We start from the raw sequence: 9,573 nt of genomic DNA, 5'->3' as shown, positions 1-9,573 counted from the left end.
ACGACGTGACCAACCCGGCGGCCAAGACCGATCCGCAGTCGCCGATCTACGGCATGCCGATCCTCGACGTCGAGAAGGCCAAGACGGTGTTCTTCATCAAGCGCGGCATGGCCGCCGGCTACGCCGGTGTCGAGAACGAGCTGTTCTTCCGCCCCAACACCATGATGCTGTTCGGCGACGCAAAGAAGGTCACCGAAGAGGTCGTGAAGTCGATGGAGTAACCCGCGGCGTCACGGCTGTGGAGTAGGATGAACCCCCGGGGCCGGCGCGCCCCGGGGGTTCTTTTTTGCCATCACAAGAAACGGAGAGAGGACGCCATGCCCGCCTACATCATCGCCGACGTGAACGTGACGAATCCCGCGGCCTACGAAAACTACAAGAAGCTGACCCCGAACGCGGTCGCCACGAATGGCGGACGCTTCATCGCCCGCGGCGGGCAGGCGGAGGAACTGGAAGGCGGCTGGCAGCCCAACCGCGTGGTCATCCTGGAATTCCCGGACTACGCCGCCGCCAAGGCCTTCTACGACAGCCCCGAGTACCGCGAGGCGCGCGAGGCCCGGAAGGATGCCGCCGACTTCCGCATGATCGTGGTGGATGGCGCCTGACGCTCTCCGGAACAAGAAAAAAGCCGTGCGGAGCCGCACGGCTTTTTCTTTCAGGGAGGGGAGGGTGCCCTTACGCCTTCTTGATGCCGAAGCAATGCTCCGGACCGGGGAAGCTGCGGGCCTTGACCTCGGCGGCGTAGGTCGCGGCGGCTTCGCCGATGGCGGTGCCGAGCTGGGCGTAGCGCTTCACGAACTTGGGCTGGAACTCGCCGAACAGGCCGAACATGTCGTCGGACACCAGGACCTGCCCGTCGCAGGCGGGGGACGCGCCGATGCCAATGGTCGGGATGCTCACATCCTCGGTGATCTGGCGGGCCAGCGACTCCATCGTGCCCTCGATGACCAGGGAGAAGGCGCCGGCCTCGGCGATGGCGCGGGCGTCGGCGCGGATTCGCTCCGCCGCTTCCGGATTGCGGCCCACCGCCTTGTAGCCGCCGAGCGCGTTGACCGACTGCGGCAGCAGCCCGACATGGCCCATCACCGGGATGCCGCGGGTGGTCAGGTAGGCCACCGTCTCGGCCATCTCCAGCCCGCCTTCCACCTTCACCGCCTGGGCGCCGCTCTCCGCCATGACGCGGGCGGCGTTGCGGAAGGCCACCTGGGGGCTCTCCTGGTAGCTGCCGAAGGGCAGGTCGACCACCACGCAGGCGTGGCGCGAGCCGCGCACCACGGCGGCGCCATGGGCGATCATCATGTCGAGCGTGACGGGCAGCGTGCTGTCGAAGCCGTAGACCACCATGCCCAGCGAGTCGCCGACCAGCAGCAGGTCGACGTGCGGGTCGAGCAGGCGGGCGACCGGAGTCGTGTAGGCGGTCAGGCAGACGATCGGCTCCCCGCCCTTGCGCGCGCGCAATGCCGGCACGGAAACGCGCGGAGTGTCCTTGGATGCGCTCATTGGCGACCCTCCCCTTGTATTTTTTGGCAGACTATTTTCTTGGCAGACGTTCCTGTGCGGCGAAGCGGACCGCAGATGCACCAAAACCGCCCACGCGCAGACGCGGGGCGGCAGGTGCAGGACACAAGAGGGGCAAGCGCGCGAACGCGCTTGGATGCCCGGCGCGCCGAAGCGCGCCTGTCAATCCGGCGCGAAACGCGCCTGAGGATTAATAGCCCTCGCGCTCCATACGCTTGCGGAGCAGCTTGCGGGTGCGACGCACCGCTTCAGCCTTCTCACGCGCGCGCTTCTCCGAGGGCTTCTCGTAGTTCCGGCGCAGCTTCATTTCCCGGAAAATGCCCTCGCGCTGCATCTTCTTCTTCAGCGCGCGGAGGGCCTGATCGACGTTGTTGTCTCGGACCAGAACTTGCACGTTAACCGTCACCTTTATCAAGTGAGCCGAGTTGCCATGAAGCAACAAACAGGCATGCGACAGGCATGCGCTTTCGGGCGCACCCCTTGTGTGGACCTTTATGTAGCACGGACGGGGCCGCCTGTGAAGCGGAGTCTTCCAACCCTGCGTGTTCCGCTGCGACAATGCGTGGGCAAAACGGTTGCCCGGCGGCCCGCGGCGCCCAGATAATAGGGCATGGCCCTGTTGAAGATCGCCCGCATGGGACACCCGGTGCTGCGCAAGGTCGCAGACCCCGTGCCCGACCCGACGGCCCCGGAGATCCGGCGGCTGGCGTCCGACATGATCGACACCATGCTGGACGCGCCCGGAGTCGGGCTGGCGGCCCCGCAGGTGCACGAATCGCTGCGCATGATCGTGTTCCGCGTTCCCGCCCTGCGCTCCGGCGGCGAATCGGTGGAGCCGACCGTGCTCATCAACCCGGTGATCGAGCCGCTGGACGGCGGACTGGAGCATGGGATGGAGGGCTGCCTGTCGATTCCCGAGCTGCGCGGCGTCGTCCCGCGATTCGCGCGCATCCGCTACCGCGGCGTCGGGCTGGACGGCGAACCCATCGAGCGCGAGGCGTCGGGGTTCCACGCCCGCGTCATCCAGCACGAGTGCGATCACCTGGACGGCGTGCTTTACATCGACCGGATGACCGATCTGCGCTATCTGGCCTTCACCGACGAGGCGCATCACGTGACCGAGGCGCTGGAACAACAGGAGGGGAGAGACTGACATGGATGCGGCCCTGGACATGGACGCGGTGCGGGACGAGATCCTGCTGTCCACCCTTCCCAACATCGTGTTCGACGGCTGGAGCCAGCAGGCGCTGCGCGACGGCGCGCAGATGGCCGGCTACGACACAGCGACCATGCACCGCGCCTTCCCCGGCGGCGTGCCGGAACTGGTCGAGCATTTCGGCGCCTGGACCGACCGCCGCATGCTGGCGGAGCTGGACAAGCACCCGCTCGACGAGATGAGGGTGGGCGAGAAGATCGCGCTCGCCATCCGCACCCATTTCGAGGTGCTGGAACCGCACATGGAGGCCAAGCGCCGGCTGCTCGCCTATCTCGCCATGCCGCAGAACATCGGCATGGGGCTGACCATGCTCTACCGCACGGTCGACGCCATGTGGTTCGCGGCGGGCGACACGGCCACCGATTTCAACCACTACACCAAGCGCGCCACGCTGGCCGCGGTGCTCAGCTCAGCGACCTTCTACTGGCTGGACGACCGGTCGGAGGGCCATGCCGAGACCTGGGCCTTCGTGGACCGTCGGCTCGGCGACGTGATGAGCATGGGCAAGGCGATGTCCGCCATGGGGCGCGCCGGCCGTCTGCTCAGCCATCTGCCGAGTCCGGCGCGCTTCGCCCGTCAGATCCGCCAGCGCACCGGCGCCGCTCCGGTGGACACCGCCTCCGCCCATATGGCGGAGAACATCTGACGGCTCAGGCCCCGGCCTTCTTAAGGACGGCTTTCCTGCGGGAGGGCTTCTTGACGGCGGCGGTGCGGATCGCCGCCGCCAGGGCCGGGCGGGCCCAGAACAGAAGCTCGTCCGGGTCGTCCAGCGCCGAGTCGGGCGGCGGGAAGTAGGGCAGCACCGTCGCCTTGTCGTCGAAGGGCTTGAAGGGGCGCAGGCCCAGCGCCTCGTACTCCGCGCGGTTGCCGTCGTCGGTCTTGAAATAGAGGATGTTGCGGGCGACCAGCGCGAAGACGATTCCGTCGCAATAGACCGCGTAGCCGCCGAACATGCGGCGGGCGGTGATGGCCCCCAACGGCGTCAGCGACTCGCACAGGAAACGGACGAGTTCACTGACCGTGGCCATGGCGGAAAGCCTGTTGGTGGAAACCTATTTTTTGCGGAAGGCGTCGAGCGCCACGACCTCGCCGCGCTTCGGCTCCTCGCCGGAACGGTCGGAGTCGGGCTTGCCGGCGTCGACCTTGCCGATATCCGACTTGGCGAGCTTCGCGATGGACGGCTTCGCCCCGTCCTTGCCGTCCGCAGCCTTCTTCTCCAGCGTCTCGCGCGCGGGGATGGTGGCGATCTCCGCCGATTCGGCGGGCTCCACGGGCTGGAACTGGAGGGCGAAATTCTCCGACGGATCGGCGAAGGTGGTGATGGCGGCGTAGGGAATCACCAGCCGCTCATGGACGTTGTTGAAGCTCAGCGTCACCTCGAAATGATCGTCCAGCGCCTCCAGCCCGTAGAACTGGTACTGGATGACGATGGTCATCTCGTTGGGATACTGGGACGACAGATATTCGGGGATGTCGACGCCCGGGTAACCCGTCCGGAAGGTCAGATAGAAGTGATGATCGCCGGGGAGCCCGCGGTCCGTCACCTGGCGGAGCGCGTCACGGACGACACCGCGCAGGGCGGCCTCGACCATGCGGTCATAACGCAACTGCTCTCTCGGCATTCTTGGGCGGGTCCTTAACGCCAGACGGGTAAGTGTGGGCCTTCTGTTGCTAGGCGGCCCACGGCCCCACCCTCAGGTGCTACCCATCGGGGATTGATTTCGGTCAGTTACCGCTGTTAGGCGGCAACGGCGACCGGAGCAACGTTGTCGTTGGCAACTATTGCAATGGCCCGATAACGGCGGAACCATGCCGGGCGAAGACCATGCCTTTACCACGCGTGTCGATCCTATTTCGCCCCCAACGAACCCGCTCCCTACGGCAACGCCCGAGAGACCGGTGGTTTGTTTGGTGGAGGCGCCGGGTACCGCCCCCGGGTCCACAACGCTTATTCCGCAAGGCGTTTATCGCCATAGTCGGCTGCTGCCGACGGACCCAATATAGGCCCTTCATCCGGATATGGAAAGGGGGTGCCGCGGATTCTGACCGGAGGCCCTTGCGAAGGGGGTGACTGTCCGGGTTCGCGGACGTAGAGTGCCGCCCGAATTTCAGTCCCCGGAGTACCCATGCCGATCACGCCCGAGCAGCGCGCCGAGATCGACCGCCTGCGCGCCGTCACCGCCACCACCCGCCGCGCCACCGTTCCGGCCCTGGAGGAGATCCTCTACGAGCCGCTGGAGGTCCTGGACCACGGCTTCGTGCGCGTCGTCGACTACATGGGCGACGATTCGGCCGTCGTCCAGGCGGCGCGCGTGTCCTACGGCAAGGGCACCAAGAAGGTCACCGAGGACGCGGGCCTCATCAAGTATCTGATGCGCCACCGCCACTCGACCCCGTTCGAGATGTGCGAGATCAAGTTCCACGTCAAGCTGCCGATCTTCGTCGCCCGCCAGTGGATTCGCCACCGCACGGCGAACGTCAACGAATACTCCGCGCGCTACTCCATCCTCGACCGCGAGTTCTACATCCCGACGCCCGAGAACCTGGGCGCCCAGGCCGTCGTCAACCGGCAGGGCCGCGGCGACGTCCTTCAGGGCGACGAGGCGGCGGCGGTGATGAAGCTGCTGCGCGACGATTCGGAGACGGTCTACGCCCATTACGAGGAGATGCTGAACCAGCGCGAGGACGGCACCACCATCGAGGAGGGCCGCCAGGGTCTGGCGCGCGAGCTGGCGCGCATGAACCTGACGCTGAACTACTACACCCAGTGGTACTGGAAGGTCGATCTCCACAACCTCCTGCATTTCCTCAGCCTGCGCGCCGACCCGCACGCCCAGTACGAGATCCGCGTCTACGCCGAGGCCATGCTGGACGTGGTGAAGCGCTGGGTCCCGGCCGTGTTCGACGCCTTCAGCGAGTACCGGCTGGGCGGCACCCACATGTCGAAGACCGGGCTGGAGGTCGTGAAGCGCCTGCTCTCCGGCGAGGCCGTGACCCAGGAGGCCAGCGGCCTGTCCAAGCGCGAGTGGCGGGAGCTGATGGACCAGCTCGGCCGCGCCGAGTAACGCCCGTTCCAACTCTGCAAGGACCAAACGTCATGACGCCGCCCCCGATGACTCCGCACGAGGCCGATGGACTTCACCGCCAGGGCCTCGTCGCGGCGCAGGCCGGGCGGTTCGACGAGGCCTTGGAGCTGATCGGGCGGGCCATCGCCGCCTACCCCTCGGTCCCCGTCTGGTGGGCCAACTACGGGCTGGTGATGGAAAGCCTGGGCGACGTCGCCGGGGCGGCCAACGCCTACGCCGGGGCTCTGAACCTCGATCCGTCGCTGGAGATGGCGATGGACGGGCTGCTCACCATGGCGGAGGCGGTGCGCCGGGCCGGCGATTCGGCGCGCGCGGAGGCCTTCTTCCGCCGCGCCATCGCGCTGAACCCGAAGACCCTGGCGGCCGTCGCCAATCTGGGCGTGCTGCTGCGCGCCCAGGCGCGGCGGGCGGAGGCGGTGACGCTCTACGGTCGTGCCGGGCGGCTCGATCCGGCGAACTGGGCGCACCCCTACAACCTCGGCAACGCGCTGGCCGAGATGAACCGGCTGGGCGAGGCCGACGACGCCTATGGGGCGGCGCTTGCCCTCGCGCCGGGCCGGGCGGAGGTGCGGGCGAATCGCGCCACCCGCGTGCTCGCCATGCAGGGCCGGGCGGACGAGGCCCTGGCGGAGATCGACGCCGTGGTGGCGCAGCATGGCAACGTCGATTCGCTGCACGCCTCGCGCCTCTATCTGATGCAGTACGCGCCGGGGCTGACCATGCCGGCCATCGCCCAGGCCCATGCGGACTGGGGCGCCCGGTACCCCGACGGTCCGGCGCCCGCGGTGGCCGCTCCGGCGCCGAAGATGCGCATCGGCTATGTCTCGCCGGACTTCCGCGCCCATCCCGTGGGCTTCTTCCTGGAGCCGGTGCTGGCGAACCACGACCGCACGGCCTTCGAGGTCGTGTGCTACGCCAACACCGCCAACCCGGACTGGAAGACCGAGCGTCTGATGGCCCACGCCGACCACTGGGTCTGGACCACCGGCCTGGACGACGAGGCCTTGGCCCAGCGCATCCGGGCGGACGGCATCCACATCCTGGTCGATCTGGCCGGGCACACCTTCGGCAACCGCCTGCCGGTCTTCGCGCGGCGGGCGGCGCCGGTGCAGGCGACCTGGGCGGGCTATGTCGGCACCACCGGCCTGCCGGCCATGGACTATCTGATTTCCGATTCGCGGCAGAGCCCGTCGGGATCGGACGGCTGGTGCATCGAGGGGATCGTGCGCATGCCCGACGCCTATGTCCCCTGGGCGCCGCCCGAGGACGCGCCGCCGGTCGCACCGCTGCCGCTGGCGACCCGCGGCCATGCCACCTTCGGGTCCTTCAACGCCCTGCCCAAGCTGAACGCCGAGGTCGCGGCGCTGTGGGCGCGCGTGCTGGGCGCCGTCCCCGGTTCCCGCCTGCTGTTGCGCACGCCGGGGCTGGACGACGCCGGGACCGCCGCGCGCACGCTGGCCCTGTTCGACCGGGCCGGGCTCGACCCGGCGCGGGTGGATTTGCGGGGCGGGGCGCCGCACCGGGACTTCCTGGCCGGCTACGGGGAGGTCGATGTGGCGCTCGACCCGTTCCCCTATTCCGGCGGCCTTACGACCCTGGAGGCGCTGTGGATGGGCGTGCCGGTGGTGACGCTGGGCGGCGACCGCTTCTGCGCCCGCCATTCGGTGACGCACCTCGCCTCGGCGGGGTTGTCCGATCTGGTGGCCGAGGGGCCGGACGGCTACGTCGCCAAGGCGGCGGCGCTGGTGGCCGACCCGGCGGGGCTGGCGGCCCTGCGCTGCGGGCTGCGGGACCGGCTGGCGGCGTCCCCGGCGCTGAACGGCGTGCGCTTCACCCGCGCGCTGGAAGCTGCCTTCGGCGTGATGTGGCAGCGCTTCCAGGCCGGGCAGGGGCGCGCGAGCTTCTCGCTTAGCTTCGATTGAGGATCAGGCGCGCTCCGACCCCGGCGCGCCGGTGCTCCACAGCAGCCCCAGCACCACGCCCTTGCAGCGCGGCAGCAGCAGGCCGGTCAGCAGCAGCGTCAGTAACGGCCAGATGGTGAGATGCACCCAGGTCGCCGGCTCGTAGCTCTGCTCGACCGACAGGACGGCCGGGATGATGATGTGGCCGACGATCAGGATGGTCATCCAGGGCGGGGCGTCGTCGGCGCGCAAATGGCCGAACGCCTCGCCGCAATGGGCGCAATGATCGACCGGCTTCAGGTAGTTCCGCAGCAGGCGCCCGCGTCCGCAGGCCGGGCATTGCCCCATCAGCCCGCGCAGCGCCGCCGTCGTCTTCGACCGCGTGCCGTCTTCCGCTCCGACTGCCGCCGCCCTGTCTTCCGCCGTCATGACCGTTCCCCTGCGTTCCGCTCCCCGAAGGGCCTCATATGGGGAGGGAGCGACCGATCGTCACGCCGTTCCGTCGCCCGCACCCCGGGGTTGCGCCGCGCGCAGGGCCTCCACGCGGCGGGCGATGTTCTCCAGCCGCATCTGAAGTTCATGGGCGCACAGCGCGTGCGCGGCGGCGCGGGCCTCCGCCTCGATGTCGGCGATGGCGGATTCGAGGGCTTGAATTCGGGCTTGGAGTCGGGCGTCGCGCGGGTCTTCGCTCATCGGATTCCTGCTCCGGCAGTTGACGGACCGGCCCCTGGGCGTCTACGGGATGCACAAACCCCCTCCGGGAGCCTGGAGCCATGACGATCACCCGCCTGTTTCTCGCCGCCGCCACGGCGGCCACCACGGCTGTCGTTGCGCTGACCAGCGCCGCCGCCTTCGCCCAGACCAAGACCGTCGCGATCACCGCCATCGTCGAGCATCCGGCGCTGGACGCCACGCGCGACGGCGTGATCGAGGCGCTGAAGGCCGCGGGCTACACGCCGGGTGACACCCTGAAGGTCGAGTATCAGAGCGCCCAGGGCAACCCTGCAACCGCCGCGCAGATCGCCCGCCAGTTCGCCGGCGCCCGTCCGGACGTGATCGTTCCGATCTCCACCCCGTCCGCCCAGGCCGTCGTCGCCTCGACCCGCGACATTCCGGTGGTCTTCACCGCGGTGACCGACCCGGTCGGCGCGCAGCTCGTCCGCAGCCTGGACAAGCCGGGCGCCAACGTCACCGGCGTGTCGGACATGGCCCCGGTGGCCGAGCATGTCGCGCTGATCCGCGAGATCGTGCCGTCGGTCAAGCGTCTCGGCGTCCTCTACAACGCCGGCGAGCCGAACTCCGTTTCTCTGGTCAAGGCGCTGAAGGACGAGGCGCAGAAGGCCGGACTGACCGTGGTCGAGGCGACCGCCACCAAGTCCGCCGACGCCCAGCCCGCCGCCCGCAGCCTCGTCGGCAAGGCCGACGCGATCTACGTGCCGCTGGACAACACGGTCGTCTCGGCGCTGGAGAGCGTCGTCGCGGTGGGCCAGCAGGCCAAGCTGCCGGTCTTCTCCGCCGACACCGACAGCGTGGCGCGCGGCACCGTGGCGTCCATCGGCTTCGACTACCGGCAGGTCGGCCGCCAGACCGGTGAGGTCGTGGTCCGCATCCTGAAGGGCGAGAAGCCGGGCGACGTTCCGGTGACCTTCGCCAAGGGCACCGACCTGTTCGTGAACCCGAAATCCGCGGCGGCGATGGGCGTGACCATCCCCGAAGCGGTGACCCAGCGCGCGACCAAGGTGGTCGGGCAGTAAACCGTTTCGCAGCAAGTTGTTTTATTGAGGGGAAGTGGTTGCGGAGGGCCCCCCTCCCGACCTCCCCCCGCTGCGCAGGGGGAGGAGAAAGCCCTCCC

Annotated in this window: 13 protein-coding genes and 1 other RNA gene; 7 read left to right on the top strand and 7 right to left on the bottom strand. The window is 68.7% G+C overall.

The window, feature by feature from the left end; genetic code table 11:
* Positions 1-221: NAD(P)(+) transhydrogenase (Re/Si-specific) subunit beta (locus GBZ26_RS22555; protein WP_174440777.1), on the top strand; the 221-nt coding region annotated here is incomplete at its 5' end.
* A 96-nt stretch (positions 222-317) separates the two neighbouring features.
* On the top strand, positions 318-605 hold the full coding sequence (locus GBZ26_RS22550) for a DUF1330 domain-containing protein (protein WP_145702043.1): 288 nt from the start codon (positions 318-320) through the stop codon (positions 603-605).
* Between the two features lie 70 nt (positions 606-675).
* Here GBZ26_RS22550 and panB read toward each other — a convergent pair whose 3' ends face one another.
* Together panB and rpsU are read right to left on the bottom strand one after the other, a co-directional pair.
* Positions 676-1,500 (bottom strand): 3-methyl-2-oxobutanoate hydroxymethyltransferase, encoded by an 825-nt coding sequence (gene panB, locus GBZ26_RS22545; protein WP_174440776.1) that lies wholly within the window; start codon positions 1,498-1,500, stop codon positions 676-678.
* Positions 1,501-1,708: 208 nt separating this feature from the next.
* Positions 1,709-1,912 (bottom strand): 30S ribosomal protein S21, encoded by a 204-nt coding sequence (gene rpsU / locus GBZ26_RS30735; RefSeq protein WP_012974546.1) that lies wholly within the window; start codon positions 1,910-1,912, stop codon positions 1,709-1,711.
* Between the two features lie 216 nt (positions 1,913-2,128).
* Between rpsU and def the strand changes: the two genes are divergently transcribed.
* The gene (gene def / locus GBZ26_RS22535) at positions 2,129-2,671 is read left to right on the top strand and encodes a peptide deformylase (protein ID WP_174440775.1); all 543 of its coding nucleotides are present in this window, start codon (positions 2,129-2,131) and stop codon (positions 2,669-2,671) included.
* 1 nt (position 2,672) lies between these two features.
* Positions 2,673-3,380: a COQ9 family protein gene (locus GBZ26_RS22530; protein ID WP_174440774.1), complete on the top strand. Its 708-nt coding sequence runs from the start codon at positions 2,673-2,675 to the stop codon at positions 3,378-3,380.
* 4 nt (positions 3,381-3,384) lie between these two features.
* Here the strand turns inward: GBZ26_RS22530 and GBZ26_RS22525 are convergent, their stop codons facing one another.
* The 3 genes from GBZ26_RS22525 to ssrA form a co-directional block, all read right to left on the bottom strand.
* Positions 3,385-3,762, bottom strand: a complete 378-nt coding sequence (locus tag GBZ26_RS22525; RefSeq protein WP_174440773.1) for a TfoX/Sxy family protein — start codon at positions 3,760-3,762, stop codon at positions 3,385-3,387.
* Between the two features lie 24 nt (positions 3,763-3,786).
* The gene (locus tag GBZ26_RS22520; RefSeq protein WP_174440772.1) at positions 3,787-4,356 is read right to left on the bottom strand and encodes an SspB family protein; all 570 of its coding nucleotides are present in this window, start codon (positions 4,354-4,356) and stop codon (positions 3,787-3,789) included.
* A 31-nt stretch (positions 4,357-4,387) separates the two neighbouring features.
* Positions 4,388-4,764, bottom strand: a transfer-messenger RNA (tmRNA) gene (gene ssrA / locus GBZ26_RS22515).
* A 96-nt stretch (positions 4,765-4,860) separates the two neighbouring features.
* Here ssrA and thyX point away from each other — a divergent pair.
* A complete protein-coding gene (thyX, locus tag GBZ26_RS22510) occupies positions 4,861-5,799 on the top strand; it encodes an FAD-dependent thymidylate synthase (RefSeq protein WP_174440771.1) in 939 nt (312 codons plus the stop codon).
* 32 nt (positions 5,800-5,831) lie between these two features.
* Entirely contained in the window at positions 5,832-7,742 is a 1,911-nt protein-coding gene (locus GBZ26_RS22505; protein WP_174440770.1) for an O-linked N-acetylglucosamine transferase, SPINDLY family protein, read from the top strand.
* Between the two features lie 3 nt (positions 7,743-7,745).
* On the opposite strand, the gene GBZ26_RS22500 is transcribed toward GBZ26_RS22505, so the two are convergent.
* The gene (locus GBZ26_RS22500) at positions 7,746-8,150 is read right to left on the bottom strand and encodes a DUF983 domain-containing protein (RefSeq protein ID WP_174440769.1); all 405 of its coding nucleotides are present in this window, start codon (positions 8,148-8,150) and stop codon (positions 7,746-7,748) included.
* Positions 8,151-8,210: 60 nt separating this feature from the next.
* Positions 8,211-8,414 carry a hypothetical protein gene (locus GBZ26_RS22495; RefSeq protein WP_174440768.1) on the bottom strand — a complete coding sequence of 68 codons (204 nt, stop codon included), beginning with the start codon at positions 8,412-8,414 and terminating at the stop codon, positions 8,211-8,213.
* Between the two features lie 80 nt (positions 8,415-8,494).
* Between GBZ26_RS22495 and GBZ26_RS22490 the strand changes: the two genes are divergently transcribed.
* The gene (locus tag GBZ26_RS22490) at positions 8,495-9,475 is read left to right on the top strand and encodes an ABC transporter substrate-binding protein (RefSeq protein ID WP_174440767.1); all 981 of its coding nucleotides are present in this window, start codon (positions 8,495-8,497) and stop codon (positions 9,473-9,475) included.
* Positions 9,476-9,573 lie beyond the last annotated feature (98 nt).

Source organism: Azospirillum formosense (assembly GCF_013340925.1).
Taxonomy (GTDB): domain Bacteria; phylum Pseudomonadota; class Alphaproteobacteria; order Azospirillales; family Azospirillaceae; genus Azospirillum; species Azospirillum formosense.
This window is presented reverse-complemented; position numbering and strand designations above follow the sequence as displayed.

Coding starts and splice junctions, on each gene's coding strand:
- panB (WP_174440776.1), bottom strand. CDS start 1,500: ATGAGCGCATCCAAGGACACTCCGCGCGTTTCCGTGCCGGCATTGCGC.
- def (WP_174440775.1), top strand. CDS start 2,129: ATGGCCCTGTTGAAGATCGCCCGCATGGGACACCCGGTGCTGCGCAAG.
- GBZ26_RS22500 (WP_174440769.1), bottom strand. CDS start 8,150: ATGACGGCGGAAGACAGGGCGGCGGCAGTCGGAGCGGAAGACGGCACG.
- GBZ26_RS22505 (WP_174440770.1), top strand. CDS start 5,832: ATGACGCCGCCCCCGATGACTCCGCACGAGGCCGATGGACTTCACCGC.
- GBZ26_RS22530 (WP_174440774.1), top strand. CDS start 2,673: ATGGATGCGGCCCTGGACATGGACGCGGTGCGGGACGAGATCCTGCTG.
- GBZ26_RS22525 (WP_174440773.1), bottom strand. CDS start 3,762: ATGGCCACGGTCAGTGAACTCGTCCGTTTCCTGTGCGAGTCGCTGACG.
- GBZ26_RS22490 (WP_174440767.1), top strand. CDS start 8,495: ATGACGATCACCCGCCTGTTTCTCGCCGCCGCCACGGCGGCCACCACG.
- GBZ26_RS22520 (WP_174440772.1), bottom strand. CDS start 4,356: ATGCCGAGAGAGCAGTTGCGTTATGACCGCATGGTCGAGGCCGCCCTG.
- GBZ26_RS22495 (WP_174440768.1), bottom strand. CDS start 8,414: ATGAGCGAAGACCCGCGCGACGCCCGACTCCAAGCCCGAATTCAAGCC.
- GBZ26_RS22550 (WP_145702043.1), top strand. CDS start 318: ATGCCCGCCTACATCATCGCCGACGTGAACGTGACGAATCCCGCGGCC.
- thyX (WP_174440771.1), top strand. CDS start 4,861: ATGCCGATCACGCCCGAGCAGCGCGCCGAGATCGACCGCCTGCGCGCC.